The organism is Endozoicomonas sp., assembly GCF_051008435.1.
GTDB lineage: Bacteria > Pseudomonadota > Gammaproteobacteria > Pseudomonadales > Endozoicomonadaceae > Endozoicomonas_A.
This window is the reverse complement of record NZ_JBPCXO010000084.1, coordinates 1-16,215: the sequence shown is the minus strand read 5'-3', so window position 1 is coordinate 16,215 and position 16,215 is coordinate 1. Positions and strand designations below refer to the sequence as shown.

The window sequence follows — 16,215 nt, the reverse complement described above, 5'->3', positions numbered from 1 at the left end:
AACAGCCATGAGCGTTAAACAGCCATGAGCGTTAAACAGCCATGAGCGTTAAACAGCCATGAGCGTTAAACAGCCATGAGCGTTAAACAGCCATGAGCGTTAAACAGCCATGAGCGTTAAACAGTCATGAGCGTTAAACAGTCATGAGTGAAGAAAAATTTTTTGCTCATCCTCAAGGATTAAGAGTGAAGTAGCAAAATATTTTTCATACTAAGTACCTGACCAATTGTTTAGCACTATTCTGGTGAGTGGATTTTTCATCCCTCAAGGCTTTTATGCCCTCGGGTGCAACGTTGGGCACATAGCCTTAGCTTTGTAACCAATGTTGGAACGCAGAAGGATGGAAAAAGTCGCCGTCCAGAATATGCGAAAACAACGGGTCAGGTACTTAATGCTGCTAAAGTCTTGTTGAGAAACGATAGCCGGTACCACGAACTGTCTGGACAAAGCCTTCATAGTTGTTACCCAGTGCTTTGCGCAAACGTCGAATGTGCACGTCAACAGTTCGTTCTTCTACATACACATTGCCACCCCAGACCTGATCCAGCAACTGCCCACGAGTATAAGCCCGTTCCTGATGAGTCAGGAAAAACTGCAGTAGACGGTATTCAGTAGGTCCTATCTCAGCCGGGGAGCCATCAATGGATACTCTATGACTGACAGGGTCGAGCTCTAATCCCTTGATAATGATAGGGGACTGATTATCAAATCCACCCGCACGACGAAGTACAGCCTTCAAACGGGCTGCCAGTTCACGAGGAGAAAAAGGCTTGGTGATGTAATCATCGGCTCCGGTTTCGAGCCCCTGGATCTTATGATCCTCTTCACCTTTGGCCGTCAGCATTACGATGGGAATTTCTGAGGTCAGCTCATCTCGCTTAAGGCGGCGGGCCAACTCGATGCCGGAGATATCTGGCAACATCCAGTCCAGCAATATCAGGTCTGGCTTGCTATCTACAATCAGAGAGTGCGCTTCCTTCGCATCAGCTGCCTCTAGGCAGTCGTACCCTGCCATTTCCAGAGCAACGGTCACCATTTCACGAATAGGTGCTTCGTCATCTACGATCAGAATGGTCTTTCCTGGCATTGATCTCTACCTGTTATCTGTCGATTCGATTTCGGCGGCGACGTTCTGGCTTCTATCAGGTACAGCTCCAAGCCTTACCGGGAGGGTAATGTATGCGAGCTACAACTTTTCGATCGCTCAGGCTGCTTCTCACTGCTTTGATCAACCGCACTATACACGGGTCATTACACCCTTGAAATGTTACAGACAGATGACACTACCCAAGCCGGCATCACACTTTAAATAGAAAACACACCCCTACACCCCTTGCAGGAGAATGAAGCCAGGCATTTTATCTGTACTTACCGCAAGTGATTATACCTATCAGATTATAAACAGCATTGAAGGGAATAAAGACCTTTTACCTGAACAGGAAAAAAGAAGGTATAGCAATGTGATCCGCCATCCTAAGGATCACATTGCTAAACAGCCATGAGCCGGAAATGCCGCTCACCGGAATGCCGGACCACTCGAACCATGAAAATAACTACAGAACCCGAAATAGCAGCATTTTCATAGTAAACAGGATCAAAGATAACTCACCACTAAACCTGCAAACACAATAGCTCCGGCCCAATGGTTATTTAAAAAAGCTTTGAAACAGGCATCACGTTCACGATTACTGGTTAACAGTTGCTGGTAAACAAAAAGAGCAGCCACTGCAATCAAGGAAAGATAATACAGAGCCCCAAGCGCCAGTTGATGACCCACCATAGCCAGAGTGACCAGGGTAAGGACCTGTAAGCTTCCAACAATCAGGTTATCCATCTCACCAAACAGAATGGCTGTGGACTTGATCCCTACTTTAAGGTCATCGTCACGATCCACCATCGCATATTGAGTGTCGTAAGCCACAGTCCAGAAAAGATTGGCCAGAAACATCAGCCATGCAATGCTTCCCAGCTCTGTGCTCTGTGCCGCAAAAGCCATGGGAATTGACCAGCCAAATGCAGCGCCAAGCACTACCTGAGGCAGGTGGGTATGTCGCTTTGCAAAAGGATAAGCAGACGCCAGTAATAATCCGGCAAAAGAAAGCTGGATCGTCAGGGTGTTGGTAAAAAGCACAAGAATAAAAGCCAGAAGTACCATTGCGGCAAAATAGATCAGTGCTTCTTTTTCCTGAATTTTGCCTGTCACCAGTGGCCGATGCTGAGTTCGTTTAACATGACCGTCCACTTTCCTGTCCGCAAAATCATTAATGACACAACCGGCACTGCGCATCAAAACCACACCGACCGAGAAAATCACCAGATTAGCCAGGCTGGGTAAACCTTCTGCTGCAACCCAGAGTGCCCACATGGCAGGCCAAAGCAACAGATAAATCCCAATGGGTCGATCCATTCGGGCCAGTTGTAAAAAGTCTTTCAAACGGGGAAGTCGCTGCAGAATGGCTTCTTTGCCTGCTGATACCCCCAAAGATTTCCTAAATTGCATCATAGTTTTTGGCTGCTTACCTGAATCTTTCTTATCATCGCTTAAACAGGTCCAGAGAGGACGAAAGAATACCCTTATCGCTCACGGCCTTGAATCGTGACTCATAGGGCCAGTCTATCAGGTTAGAGTCGGTTCTCAATCAGACCATGACCAGGCTTACTGCGGAAATCTCTATGTTTCAGGAGGTCGCTACTTCAAAAAAACACAGTTTATCGCCAAAGAAGAGAGCCTATTGACTAGGAGCCTGACCTAGAATAGACAGGTCGGCCTAAAATCCAGAAAGAGCGGCCCATTTTTCCGATGAATTTGCTTAAATAGGTCAACTATTCGCACAAATCCATCGAAAAAATGACCTCGTTCTACTGAATTTTAATCTCGACCACTATTCTCGGTCAGGCTCCTAGAGCTCAGGTTCCAGGCTTACAGTCTCAACTCTGGTTAGATCTTCTGATTGTTCTGGAAGATCCGGCAAAAAGATTTCACAGACTGAAATAGGTTTTTCATGCAGATAAAACAATGACCTTCTACCCCAGGCCGTTTCATTGGCGTATTGATCCACCAGATACGGATTAAATTGACGAGCAGGTAACTGGGCTACTTCAAAAGGTCCTCGACGCATACCGGGATGATTGAATAAAAACTCGCCCAGAGGTTTATTGCCCAGCTGTAGCAACTCCCGGTTAGAACCAATAAGACTGCTATGAGGCAATACACTTCGTGCAAAGACTCTGGGTTTGCCAGCACAGATCAACAAAACTTCCCGAATAGAGGCCATTTTGCTGCAACTTCTACCCGTGAAAAGCTCTGCTTCTTCATGAGAAACAGAAGTCATCCTTCGCCGCTCATTATTATTGAGAAACTGCTGCTCTGAATAGGTCGGCATAAAGGTTCCATGACGAATGACCCGAACACTGAAGTCATCATCAAACGTCAGTTTCAAGCGTTGAGTCAGGGAGCCACTGTCCAGCAACCAGTCCCTCCAGGGCTTTGGGATCTGCTGTTTCAGATAACGTCTTGGCTTCCAGGACAGGCCTGCAAAATCAATAAAAGGCACCCTTACTCCTGCTTCAGAACCTATTTCTCCAAAGCTACCTCATGATAAATGGGCAGCTCATCCTACGCCATGAAATGCCATGTCAGGATAGTCACTTCACAGTTAAACATCGGCAGCTATTATTGGCTAAATTTGTGAAATTGAGAATGGCTTTTGAACTGAAAAGTATCCCAACGCACTCACAATTCACTATTTTCATCACTTTCTCTCTGCCTATTCAATGATTCACTCTTTATGGACAGTGCCTGATTCTTTTCTATGCTTCCTGCCAGTGGTATAAATCATCCCCAAAGGATGATCAAAAACAATAAATCAGGATCCATACATGGCTGTAGTAAAACGTATGCCCCAGAAAGCCGGTCGCATCAGAACCGAAAGAGTCAAGCTGATTCTAAAAGCGGCTGAACAAGAATTTGCGCTGCATGGGTACAGGGGAGCCACTGTTCAGAGAATTGCGGACCTGGCCAACCTGCCAAAACCCAATGTGCTCTATTACTTCAGTAATAAACAAGAGATTTACGATGAAGTTTTGAACAACATTCTGGATTTATGGAATAACAAAGTGAATGAGTTCCACCCGGAAGATGATCCGGCAGAATCTCTGGAACGCTATATTCGCTCTAAAGTAGAAGTTTCCAGAAAATACCCCATTGCCAGCCGGATTTTTGCCAGCGAAATTATTCACGGCGGCCAACAGCTTTCTCCTTCCGTGAAGACTTCTACCCAGCAGTGGATTCAGAACAAAGTCGAGATTTTTCAACACTGGATGGATGAAGGTAAAATGGCCCGGATTGATCCTGCTCACCTGATTTTCATGATCTGGGGGTCCACACAGCACTACGCTGATTATGAAAAGCAGATCTGCTGGGTGATGATGAAGAAGAAAAAACTACCCGCCGCTGAATACGAAAAAGCGGCAGACACTATCTGTGATGTTGTACTTCGTGGCTGCGGCTTGAAGGTTTGAAGAAACGCCACCAGCCAATATTGAAAAACAGCAGAAATCTTTTAAGATCTTAATACCAACTTGAAACAGGCAGATTAACACGCAAGTCACTGCCATAAACCGCTACTCAGGCGGTCTATGGTGTATGAACCCCATCCAGACCGTCCTACCAGCCAACAAGAGGCAGATGATGAAGCTCTGGATAAAACACCCCCTGGCCACTTTTACCGCAAACCGCCAAGACGCTGGCAACGGCGTGGTGATTGATCAGAACACAGGAAAGATCTCTGAACTGGTGCCCTCAGGGCAATCTCCGAAAAAACCATACGATCAGAGTTATGATGCCTCGGGACAGGTTCTCCTTCCCGGCTTGATCAATACGCATCACCATCTCTACCAGACGCTGACCCGTGCTTATCCTCCTGCACTGAATAAAAAACTCTTTCCCTGGTTACAAACCCTTTATCCGATCTGGGCAAAATTGAAGCCAGACATGCTGTTCAATGCCACTCAGCTGGGCCTGTCAGAACTGCTAATGTCAGGCTGCACGACAGTGGCTGACCACCATTACCTGTTTCCAGAATCATTAACAGAAGCCATTGATATCCAGGTCAGTGCTGCCGATAGCGTTGGAACCCGTGTCATGTTAACCCGGGGCTCTATGAGCCTTGGTGAAAAGGACGGAGGACTGCCTCCTCAATCAACCGTTCAGAATGAAGCGACCATACTTGAGGACTCTGAGCGCCTGATCCATCGTTATCATCAGTCTCAGGAAGGCGCAAAAGTTCAGATAGCTCTGGCGCCATGTTCACCTTTTTCGGTCAGCACAGAGCTGATGAAAGAAACCGCCAAACTGGCTCGAAAGCACAATGTCAGACTGCATACTCACCTGGCTGAAACCCATGATGAAGACAACTTCTGTCTCGAGCGATTCGGTCTGCGCCCTCTGGACTATCTGGAGTCTGTCGATTGGTTGGCAAATGATGTTTGGCTGGCCCACGGAATTCATTTCAATGAGGATGAAATCAGAAGAATGGGTCAGGCTGGACTGGGTGTCTGCCATTGCCCCACCTCAAATATGTTGCTCGCTTCCGGAGTTTGTCGCACTAAAGAGTTGGAGTCTACTGGTGTTCATGTCGGTTTAGGCGTTGATGGCTCTGCATCAAACGACGGTTCCAATATGATGCAGGAAGTTCGTCAGGCGTTATTGATCAACCGCCTTCGATATGCCGCTGACGAGGTGACTCACCTGGATGCTCTGTACTGGGCAACCAAAGGGTCGGCCAAAGTGCTTGGCAGGCAGGATATTGGAGAGTTAGCACAAGGAAAGCAGGCAGATCTGGCTCTATTCAGCCTGGATGAGCTCCGTTTCAGTGGCAGCCATGACCCTCTGGCTGCACTGGTTTTATGTGGAGGGCACAAAGCTGCTGCAGTCATGTGTGCCGGAGAGTGGTTGATCAAAAATGAAACACTGCTTCATTTGGATCAACACGCCATCATGAAAGCTCATCAACTGTCGGCTCAAGCACTGGTCGCTTGAACGGCTAAAAAACAGATTCAGCCATGAGCCCGGAAATGCTGCTCATGGCTGTTGATTCAGGAAGCCGTTTCTTCTTTGATAGAGTCCGAAGACACCGTAATGTTTTTCACTACTTTCCTCTGATGGCTGGACTCAAGTCCGGAGTCTTCAGGCAGGAACAGTGTCAGCAAAATAGCGGTCAAGCCACCGGTCGTAATCGATGAGCCAAAGATATTTTTGACCAGCGCAGGCATCTGGCTCAGCACATCCGGCACAATGGTAACGCCCAGCCCCAACCCTATGGAAACCGCAATAATCATAACCTGCCGACGATCAAGCTGCTCTGAGGCCAGAATACGAATGCCTGAAGCCGCTACAGTGCCAAACATAACCAGAGTAGCCCCACCCAGAACAGGCTTGGGAATCTGCATAAGGATTGCACCGATGACAGGAAACAACCCCATCACAACAAACAGTCCGGCAATGATATAACCGACAAACCGGCTGGCAACTCCCGTCATTTGAATCACACCGTTGTTCTGACTGAAAGTCGTGGTTGGAAAACTGTTCAGACACGCTGCTGTCAGGGAGTTCACACCATCAGCCAGAATACCGCCTCGAATGCGCTCAACGTATTCATCTCCTTCAATAGGCTCTCCAGAAAGCATCGTCGTTGCTGTCAGGTCACCTGTGGACTCAATGGTAGTAATGACATAGATCAGTGCGACAGGAATGAATAACTCCCAATCGAAAGCCATCCCGTATTTAAAAGGCACCGGAAGTGTAAATAATGCCGAGTCAGACAACCCATGGAGGGTCATTTTACCGGTATAGAGTGTGATCAGTGCGCCAACAATCAAGCCCAGGAAAATGGCTGAGAGACGAATCATTGGACGAGTACTGCGATTAAAAAAGATCACCGTGGCCAGCACTATGATACCTACCGCCAGATTACTCATTGCACCAAAATCAGGAGCTTTAAAGCCTCCGGCAATATCGGTCACCGCCACTTTAATCAGGCTCAGACCAATCAGTGAAATAACAATACCTGTCACAGTTGGAGTAATGATCTTGCGCAGTTTATGGAAAAAGCGACTTAATATAATCTCAATGAATGCCCCAAAAAAGCACAGGCCGGTCATCAGGGCAATAATCTCTTCATTACTGCCACCTCTGCTTTTCACAACAAAGCCGGCGGCAATCAAAGAACTCAAAAAAGCAAAACTGGTACCTTGAATGCTCAACAAACCAGACCCCAGAGATCTAAACCTTCTGGCCTGAATAAAGGTTCCTATCCCTGAGGCAATTAACGCCATACTGATCAAATAAGGAATATGTTCTCCCAGTCCTAACACTCCCCCAATCACCAGAGTAGGCGTCACAACACCTACAAAGCTGGCCAGCATATGTTGAAAAGCACTGAAGAAGGCCTGAGGTAATGGGGGTTTGTCGTTTAACTGATGAATGAGTTCGGGATTATGACCTTGGGTATTCATGCACTCACTCCTATCGCCTTTCTTATTTTTACCGGGAATGAAGTTTCAGACATTCATTCCTTCAGTGATGGCTGCTCTTAGAATTCGTTTGTGCTCTTTCTTATCCTGAGGGATTCTCGTGCGACAAACAACGATAAATAAACATCAAACGGAGTAATGCAATTACTTGACCAATTGTTCAATTAATTGTGTAAAAGTGGATAAAGAGAAGCAGGGTTTGAGGGGAATAAGCTGGCTTGCTCAGAATCATGAGCAAGCCAGAAAAGCAGAGACGGGTTATACGCCAAAGAACACAAATTTAAGGGCAAAGATTACAGCCAGAACCCAGACACTGATACTGACATCGCTGGAACGCCCAGCCAGAACTTTAATCACTGGATAAGCAATAAAACCCAGGGCAATACCATTAGCAATGGAGAAGCTCAGTGGCATCATGATGGTCGTAATGAGTACCGGTCCGGCTTCTGTCAGATCGTTCCAATCAATATTGGCCAGACTGCCCACCATCAGAACCGCAACGTAAATCAGAGCGCCTGCTGTTGCATAGGCAGGCACCATTCCTGCCAGGGGAGAGAAGAAAGTACAGAGTAAGAACAACAATCCGATGGTGACTGCTGTTAGCCCGGTACGGCCTCCAGCTGCCACACCTGAGGCACTTTCAACATAGGAAGTCACGGTCGGTGTGCCCATCAGTGCACCCGCCCAGGAAGCAGTACCGTCAGTGACCATAGCCCGATTCATGTTATGCATCTTGCCATTTTCATCGGCCAGACCAGCTTTATCACCCACAGCAATCAGGGTACCTGTCGTATCAAATAGATTGACGAACATGAAAGCAATGATGACACCCAGCATTTCAGGGTTCAGGGCGCCCATAATGTCCAGTTCACCCACAATAGGCATCACACTGGGTGGCGCTGACGCCACGCCATTAAAAACAACATCACCCGCTAGTAACGCAATGGATGTCACGACAGCAATAGCAATCAACACAGCGGCTTTGAGACCCCGAAAAGCCAAACCAAGAATGAGGAAAAGACTGAGGCTTGCCATCATGGGACCAAATTGGGTGATGTCACCCAGAGTCACAATGGTTCCTGGGCTGGCAACCACAATACCGGCATTCTTAAGACCAATTAATGCCAAAAAGAGGCCAATACCGCTGGTGATCCCTACTCTGAGTCCCACTGGAATACTGTCTACAATCCACTCCCTGACTTTAAACAGGCTCAACAACATAAAACCTATGCCGCCCCAGAATACTGCACCCATGGCCGCTTGCCAGGTATAACCCATTCCCAGCACCACCGCATAAGCAAAGAAAGCATTCAGTCCCATACCGGGGGCCAGTCCCACTGGCCAATTAGCGAAAAGGCCTATGGCTATAGTGCTTAAGCCCGCTACCAGACAGGTGGCAGTGAACAGAGCGCCCTTATCCATCCCGGCATCACCGAGCATGCCCGGGATCACAAAGACCACGTAACACATGGTCACGAAAGTCGTCAGGCCGGCCATCAGCTCAGTTTTTACGGTGGTATTTTTGGCTCTTAGTTTGAAGAGACGATCGAGCAGTGATCCACTCTTATCCCCATCTGCAGAGGGGGACATTTCAGCGTTATCCATTCTAAGCTCCCTATATTTGTTGTTCTTATTATTGCCGTCCTGGCTGTATTTGCATGGTGAGGTTGAAAATAATTTCAACCTGCTATCGAGCAGGCTTCCATCACACTAGCACTTTCAGTGCACAAATACAGTGCAAGCTCTGAACCTGTGCACCAGGATATTTCAATTCCGGGCTATCAGATTCATTCATCATCCAGTGAATGCAATTATCTGACCAACTGGTCAACACTAGTAACGTTCATAACTATTACGAATTTAAACGCAGATTCATAGAAAAATGTTCCAATGGCATATGAAGCTTTTTTCTTAGTATTAAACGTTTCAAGACACCTGAACCAGCCGCCTATCTTTTTAATGACTGTGAAATGCCTTGGTATGGGGCTCTGCAGGCATTATTGATGATTCAAAGCTAACGGCATTTACAGCTCATGGCTGTTGGCACTTGCTATTTTTCTGACCAAATAGTCAAATTGTCGGAAAATAATTAGAACAAAGGAGTCAGGTCGTCGTGATTCGCTTTCTGCTCAACGAGACTCTTGTCGAACTCAGAGATACGCCCTCGGATACCACAGTGCTCGACTACCTCAGAGGTAATCACAGCCCTAACCCGGACAGAAAAACCGGCACCAAGGAGGGCTGTTGTTCAGGAGACTGTGGAGCCTGCACAGTGGTGATTGTCGAACCAGAAAACAACCACCTGAATTACCAGACCATTAACGCCTGTATTGCCCTGTTGCCCACTCTCAACGGCAAGCAGCTGATCACGGTTGAAGATCTTGCTGAAGGAGAAAAATTGCATCCGGTACAGCAGGCTATGGTGGATCATCATGGTTCTCAGTGCGGATTCTGTACGCCCGGCATCATCATGTCTCTGTTTGCTTTCCATCATGAAGCTCCTGAAAACAGGCCGGGAATTCTTGAAGCTCTGGGCGGTAATCTTTGTCGCTGTACCGGTTACCAGCCGATTGTTGATGCCGCTAATGAAATCGCCAGCCTGACACCGTCTGACCGTTTCAAGAATCATGAACAGGGCACCCTTCAGAAACTGAGCACACTAAAAACACAAAGGGATGACTCAGCGGAAGGGGTTTTCATGCCCAGTTCAGAACAAGCACTGGCTGACTATCTGCTGAAGCATCCGCAAACCCGGTTGCTGGCCGGAGGCACTGACCTTGGCCTGGAAGTCACACAGCAACTGAAAGATTTGCCTTCTCTGGTGACACTGGCCTCAGTAAAAGAATTAAAAGAAATCCGCTGTACCGATCAGGAAATAATTATCGGCTCTGCTGTTACCTATCGCCAGCTAGAACCTCTATTAGCCAGACACTTCCCTGATTTTGCCCATATGCTCTCAAGACTGGGCTCACAACAAATTCGAAATGTGGGAACCCTGGGCGGCAATATCGGCAATGCTTCTCCTATAGGAGACACGCCTCCTGTTCTACTGGCTCTGGACGCACAGGTCGAACTGCGTAAAGGAAACACTGTTCGATCCCTGCCTCTGGAAGATTTTTTCCTGGGCTACAAAAAGACCCTTCTCAAAGAAAGCGAATTTATTGCCCGCATCCGAATTCCACTGCAGGCGCATCAGCTGAAAGTTTATAAGCTGAGCAAGCGTTATGGCGATGACATCTCCACCGTTCTCGCCGCCATAAATCTGGAACTGGACGACAATGGATTAATCACAAAAGCCAGAGTGGCATTGGGAGGCATGGCAGAAATCCCCAAACGAGCACTTGCCTGCGAAGCCATACTCGTGGGAAGTCCAGCCAACTCCACCACCCTGAAACAGGCTCAGGAAGCCATTCGTTCAGAGTTCAAACCGTTATCCGATGTCAGGGGCAGCAGTGACTATCGATTGCAGGCTGCCTGCAATCTGCTGGAGAGATACTTCCTGGAAATGTCCGGGCAAACTGCAAGGATTATTGCTCATGCGTAAGTTACCGGACATCACCACCGCCAAATTCTCTCCCACGACAGCAAAACACGACAGTGCTCACCTTCACGTCAGTGGCAGAGCGACTTACATTGATGATCGCCCCGATATAGCAGGCCAGCTTCATGCCGGATTTGGCCTGTCTACCCAGGCACATGCCAAAATCATCAGCATGGATCTGGAAGCGGTTAACCAGAGTCCCGGGGTCATTATGGTCGTCACTGCTGACGACATCCCAGGGCACAAGGATATAGGTCCGGTTTTTCCTGGTGATATGTTGCTGGCTGATGGCAAAGTCGACTATGTGGGCCAGCCGGTTTTTGCTGTGGCCGCGACATCACATCTGGCCGCTAAAAAAGCAGCCCAAAAGGCCAAGATCGAATACAAGGCTCTTAAACCTGTGCTGGGGATTAATCAGGCCATGCAGGAAGACTCATTCCTGAGGCCTGAGCATGTAATGCACAAGGGAGATGCCAATCGCGCCATTGCTGAGGCACCAAGAAGACTCGAAGGTGTCATGAGCAATGGTGCCCAGGAACATTTCTACCTGGAAGGACAGGTTGCCAGCGTCGTCCCTCTGGAAGACAACCAGTACCATGTTTACACCTCCAGCCAGCACCCTTCCGAAGTACAGAAACTGGTTGCAGAAGTTCTGGGGATCCCACTGAATAAAGTAGTGGCTGACGTTCGGCGCATGGGAGGAGGCTTTGGCGGCAAGGAAACCCAGGCTGCAGGCCCGGCCTGTACTGCCGCACTGCTGGCTTATAAAACAGGCCGCCCAGTGAAGTTTCGAATCGATCGCCAGCAGGACATGATGTCTACCGGTAAACGTCATCCCTTCAGACACAGTTATCGGGCCGGCTTTGACAGCCAGGGCATTCTTGAAGGTATAGAAATTGAAGTGGCAGGGGATGGTGGCTACTCGCCTGACCTGACGGACGCCATTGTTGACCGGGCCATGTTTCACTCTGACAACGCTTACTATCTCAATAACGCCATCGTCACAGGTCATCGATGCCGAACCAATACCGCCTCCAATACCGCGTTCAGAGGTTTTGGAGGGCCCCAGGGTATGCTGGTGATAGAGCGGGCAATGGACGACATTGCTCGAGCAACCGGCCTCGATCCGCTGGATGTTCGCCTGAATAACCTTTATGGCATTGGTGAAAGAAATGTCACTCACTATCACCAGACCGTTGAACATAATATCCTTCCGGAGCTTATGGCAAAGCTTGAGGACAGTTCACAATACAGAAAACGCAGGCAGGAGATCACTGAGTTTAACCGGAGCAGCCCTGTACTGAAGAAAGGTCTCTCTATGACGCCGGTGAAATTTGGCATTTCCTTTACAGCCAAGCATCTCAACCAGGCGGGGGCACTGGTGCATATTTATACCGATGGCAGTATCCAGGTCAATCACGGTGGCACAGAGATGGGACAGGGGCTTTACGTTAAAGTCGCCCAGGTCGTGGCTCACGAATTTGGAGTAAGTCTGGAACAGGTACAAGTCACTTCAACCCGAACGGACAAGGTGCCTAATACCTCTCCGACCGCTGCCTCAAGTGGCAGCGACCTGAACGGAAAGGCGGCACAGGATGCCTGTCAGAAGATCCGTGATCGACTGATACAATTCGCCGCAGAGCACTACCAGGAAAAGCCAGAGGATATTGAGTTCTCCGACAGCCATATCCACATGAAAGAGCGATCCATTCCTTTTGTTGAACTGATTCAGACCGCCTATTTCAATCGAATTTCACTTTCCAGCTCCGGCTTCTACAGCACACCCGAAATTCACTACGATCGGGAAAAAGCCCAGGGCCGACCTTTTTATTATTTCGCCTGCGGTGCCTCGGTTTCAGAAGTACTGGTGGATACCCTGACCGGTGAATACCGGGTCGAACGGGCGGATATACTGCACGACGTTGGACGATCGCTGAATCCTGCTATTGACCGGGGACAGATTGAAGGTGGCTTTATCCAGGGGATGGGTTGGATGACCACAGAAGAAGTGGTCTGGGATGAACAGGGGAAGCTGCTGAGCAACAATCCCGCTACTTACAAGATTCCTACCATTGAAGATCTCCCGGCTATCTTTAATGTTGAGCTGTTTGAGCAGGATAACCCGGAGCAAACGATTTATCATTCCAAGGCTACCGGCGAGCCTCCTCTCATGCTGAGTATCTCTGTTTGGTCTGCTATTCGCGACGCTGTTTCCAGTTTGTCAGATTACAAAGTCAGCCCGGATATTGATGTTCCTGCTACCCCGGAAAAAGTCCTGAAAGCCATTACAGAGATAAAAGAGAATTTGCAGACACAACCTCTGACGAAGAAGGAGGCTGTCCATGGAATGGATTGATGCATTATCTGAACTCAAACATTCTGGGCAGCCAGGTGTTCTGGTCACAATTCTCGGTTCAGCAGGCTCCGCTCCCAGAAAATCAGGCAGCAAAATGCTGGTGACGGAAGAAAACAGTTTTGACACGGTGGGAGGAGGTCATCTCGAGTTTCTCTTAATTGAGAGAGCCAGGGAACTGATGTCTGCAGCTCAGACAGAACCCGTGATGGAACACTTCCCTCTGGGACCCAGATTGGGACAATGCTGTGGGGGCAGTGTCAGCGTGCTGCTAGAACCAATAGCAGGTTGTAACTTCCATATTGCCGTGTTTGGTGCCGGGCACATCGGTAAAGCCCTGATTCATGTTCTTTCGCCACTGAATTGCCGTATCACCTGGATTGATAACCGTTCAGAACTTTTCCCTCAGACACTGCCAGAGAATGTGACCCGCATCATCAGCGAGCAGCCCCATGAAGAAGTAGCCGGGCTGCCTGAAGATGCCTTTGTTCTGGTCGTCACTCATAATCATCAGCTGGATTATGCAATTTCCGAGCAAACTCTCAAACGACCCGACAATCGCTGGTTGGGCGTCATAGGTTCTGAGACCAAAGCCCGGAGATTCCGTCAACGTTTAGAGCACAAGGGCTTCAACGAGCATCAGATCGAGCACATGAGATGCCCGGTTGGGCTGAATGTGGTGGGAGGCAGGCAACCTGCCGAGATTGCCATTGCCATTGCCGGAGAGATACTGGCGGTAAAAAATGGCGCTCGTGACAGTCTGCCCCGCAAGCGGGAAGGCATACCCTGGCAATCCCTTAAAACATTGCTGGAAACCACTCCAGCCTGACCCTTTTCTTATCCTATACAGCCTCATTCTTCTGGGGCTGCACTCCTCTTCAGCTCGATAGCCTATATTTTTATAAAGCTTCACTTATTTAGAAAGACAGCCAGCTGACCCTTTGGATTAGCCTGAAGTCGAACTGAAAGTATTTTTTCAAGGAAGAAAAACAATGACAGCGAAATATTTCCTTTCGGTCCTAGCCGGATTTCTGTTCCTCAACATCGCGTTTGCCGAGTTACCACCTTATGTTTACGAAGAGTGGCAGGAAAATTCACCGGAAGAGCTGATTGTCACCGTCAAAAAAATCAATATCCAGGTTGATGAAAACAACAACCGACTTTTACACTGCTCTGTCACAGTAGTGATTGATGACGTGATCCGTTCAGACACCGGTCTGGGCGACGGAACGACTGTGAAAATAAAATATTTTCATCGTATCCCGGAGCCTTACTTCGCCGGACCCAGCCCAATTCCAGTGCTCGATGCCGGGCAGTCTTATCGGGTTTTCCTCAGAAAAACCGACGAGAAGCATTACACCCCCTCTGCTGGCGGTTTAAGCTTTATCTCTCAGGACAATTTTCAGTTGTTTACGCCACAGGTTGATGACTGAACTGCTCGTCAGTTCCCTGAGATCTGTGTTTATGGGTGAACACCACTTTCTTGTATCACAGGCCTCAGGTGATTTTACTCAGTAAGAATGCCGGGTGGATTTATGTGGCAGCCAGCGATTCTTCGAATTTCAAACCCTTGAAACCTGACTCTTCGATCAGATCTATAAAACGCTGAGAACAAAAGATCTGGGTATTATGGTCAAGAGGTGTTGTCCACAATAACTGATTTTGAATATCTTTCTCTTTGAAAGTTATTTTATCGAACCAGTCTTTATCGCTCCTGTCAGAGATACTATTTCCCCCATCGGCAGGAATACTGTTCTGAATATTCATCAACCAGTATCTTCTCTCCTTGTAAGTCATAGGAAGAAACTCCCCATAAACAGAGAGTTCTTTGTCAATTTTTTTTACTGTAAGCTCCGAAAATACCAACTGCCCAGTAGAAGCTTTGCATATATCAGCCAGTGGTTTTTTTTTCTTTTCAACTATTCCTTCGTGCTCAACCCATAAATCTTTTAATGATTTATTCTGTTCCACCGCATCAAGCAATTCCCAAGGGTTTGAGAGCTTTTTCATCGCACCTATGTAATTTGGAGTGATGACTGCAAATCGGTCACAACTACTTATTTTGTAAATCTTCATAGTTCATTTCTTTTAACAGCTTGGTAGGTAATTCTTTTCCTGACTCAAGATTTGAGCCAATTGATCGCAACTTATTCAGTATTGCCGTTTGATTCTTCAACGGCATCAGTTCTAGATCCATCCAATCAAAGTACGTTGTTCTATGAGTAGGAAGATGAGGAACTGCACCCGGTGTTGCCCAGTTATTTGAAGCATAAGCATCTTTTTTCCACCTGGGCAGCCATGCTCCATTGTTCGGATGATCCAATCCAATCCCAAATCGTGCTAATTTTGCTCTTGCGATGCCAGCTAATGAGTGTTTTCCTGAAACGATAGCGTGAGCATCATGGCGATCTGTGGGCTTTGGTCTCCCTGAGGCTCTCATATTCTCACCTAGCCGTTTACTCTTGTGACGGTCGTTTTCTAGCAAGTTATATGAAGGGTCATCAATAATGCCATAGTATTCCTCTAGCCTCTGGGTGATCTGAGCAAAATTTTTGACATACATATACTCCCTCTCCAGATGCCGTTTCTGGGCAGGAGAAGGCTTTTTGCCCGCCTTTTTTATATTATCTTCATAGCGCTGAATAGCTTGTTCCAGTTTGGTTCTAGGAGCCTGTCGGACTTAGCCGACCGTAGCGAGAAAAAGTCCGGTTTGAGACAGTTTTTATGATTATTTGAGGCGAATAGCGAGCTATTCAACGAAAAGAATCATAGAAAATGGCCAAATCCG

13 protein-coding genes are annotated in these 16,215 nt (G+C 47.8%); 6 read left to right on the top strand and 7 right to left on the bottom strand.

All coding sequences use genetic code 11. The annotated features are described in order from the left end of the window. Nucleotides 1-397 precede the first annotated feature (397 nt). The 3 genes from phoB to ACR2PX_RS03815 all read right to left on the bottom strand — a co-directional run bounded on the left by phoB (nucleotide 398) and on the right by ACR2PX_RS03815 (nucleotide 3,554). Nucleotides 398-1,087 (bottom strand): phosphate regulon transcriptional regulator PhoB, encoded by a 690-nt coding sequence (gene phoB, locus ACR2PX_RS03825; protein WP_433998037.1) that lies wholly within the window; start codon nucleotides 1,085-1,087, stop codon nucleotides 398-400. A 507-nt stretch (nucleotides 1,088-1,594) separates the two neighbouring features. Further along, nucleotides 1,595-2,500 carry a 4-hydroxybenzoate octaprenyltransferase gene (gene ubiA / locus ACR2PX_RS03820; RefSeq protein ID WP_433998038.1) on the bottom strand — a complete coding sequence of 302 codons (906 nt, stop codon included), beginning with the start codon at nucleotides 2,498-2,500 and terminating at the stop codon, nucleotides 1,595-1,597. A gap of 400 nt (nucleotides 2,501-2,900) precedes the next feature. After that, a complete protein-coding gene (locus ACR2PX_RS03815; protein ID WP_433998036.1) occupies nucleotides 2,901-3,554 on the bottom strand; it encodes a chorismate--pyruvate lyase family protein in 654 nt (217 codons plus the stop codon). A 325-nt stretch (nucleotides 3,555-3,879) separates the two neighbouring features. On the opposite strand from ACR2PX_RS03815, the gene ACR2PX_RS03810 reads away from it, so the two are divergent. Together ACR2PX_RS03810 and ACR2PX_RS03805 are read left to right on the top strand one after the other, a co-directional pair. Beyond that, nucleotides 3,880-4,521: a TetR/AcrR family transcriptional regulator gene (locus ACR2PX_RS03810; protein ID WP_433998035.1), complete on the top strand. Its 642-nt coding sequence runs from the start codon at nucleotides 3,880-3,882 to the stop codon at nucleotides 4,519-4,521. 124 nt (nucleotides 4,522-4,645) lie between these two features. Continuing rightward, complete coding sequence (locus tag ACR2PX_RS03805) at nucleotides 4,646-6,040, top strand: 8-oxoguanine deaminase (RefSeq protein ID WP_433998034.1); 1,395 nt, start codon at nucleotides 4,646-4,648, stop codon at nucleotides 6,038-6,040. A 56-nt stretch (nucleotides 6,041-6,096) separates the two neighbouring features. On the opposite strand, the gene ACR2PX_RS03800 is transcribed toward ACR2PX_RS03805, so the two are convergent. Continuing rightward, the gene (locus ACR2PX_RS03800) at nucleotides 6,097-7,515 is read right to left on the bottom strand and encodes a uracil-xanthine permease family protein (protein ID WP_433998033.1); all 1,419 of its coding nucleotides are present in this window, start codon (nucleotides 7,513-7,515) and stop codon (nucleotides 6,097-6,099) included. Between the two features lie 276 nt (nucleotides 7,516-7,791). After that, nucleotides 7,792-9,138, bottom strand: a complete 1,347-nt coding sequence (locus tag ACR2PX_RS03795) for an NCS2 family permease (RefSeq protein WP_433998032.1) — start codon at nucleotides 9,136-9,138, stop codon at nucleotides 7,792-7,794. A gap of 508 nt (nucleotides 9,139-9,646) precedes the next feature. On the opposite strand from ACR2PX_RS03795, the gene xdhA reads away from it, so the two are divergent. From xdhA to ACR2PX_RS03775, 4 genes are all read left to right on the top strand, one after another. Continuing rightward, complete coding sequence (gene xdhA, locus ACR2PX_RS03790; protein ID WP_433998031.1) at nucleotides 9,647-11,077, top strand: xanthine dehydrogenase small subunit; 1,431 nt, start codon at nucleotides 9,647-9,649, stop codon at nucleotides 11,075-11,077. Beyond that, entirely contained in the window at nucleotides 11,070-13,430 is a 2,361-nt protein-coding gene (xdhB, locus tag ACR2PX_RS03785; RefSeq protein WP_433998030.1) for a xanthine dehydrogenase molybdopterin binding subunit, read from the top strand. The genes xdhA and xdhB overlap by 8 nt, the downstream gene beginning before the upstream one ends. Continuing rightward, nucleotides 13,417-14,256: a xanthine dehydrogenase accessory protein XdhC gene (gene xdhC, locus ACR2PX_RS03780; RefSeq protein ID WP_433998029.1), complete on the top strand. Its 840-nt coding sequence runs from the start codon at nucleotides 13,417-13,419 to the stop codon at nucleotides 14,254-14,256. The genes xdhB and xdhC overlap by 14 nt, the downstream gene beginning before the upstream one ends. A gap of 163 nt (nucleotides 14,257-14,419) precedes the next feature. Beyond that, nucleotides 14,420-14,860 (top strand): hypothetical protein, encoded by a 441-nt coding sequence (locus tag ACR2PX_RS03775; protein WP_433998028.1) that lies wholly within the window; start codon nucleotides 14,420-14,422, stop codon nucleotides 14,858-14,860. Between the two features lie 100 nt (nucleotides 14,861-14,960). Here ACR2PX_RS03775 and ACR2PX_RS03770 read toward each other — a convergent pair whose 3' ends face one another. Further along, entirely contained in the window at nucleotides 14,961-15,503 is a 543-nt protein-coding gene (locus ACR2PX_RS03770; RefSeq protein WP_433998027.1) for a hypothetical protein, read from the bottom strand. After that, nucleotides 15,481-15,990 carry an AHH domain-containing protein gene (locus ACR2PX_RS03765; protein WP_433998026.1) on the bottom strand — a complete coding sequence of 170 codons (510 nt, stop codon included), beginning with the start codon at nucleotides 15,988-15,990 and terminating at the stop codon, nucleotides 15,481-15,483. The genes ACR2PX_RS03770 and ACR2PX_RS03765 overlap by 23 nt, the downstream gene beginning before the upstream one ends. Nucleotides 15,991-16,215 lie beyond the last annotated feature (225 nt).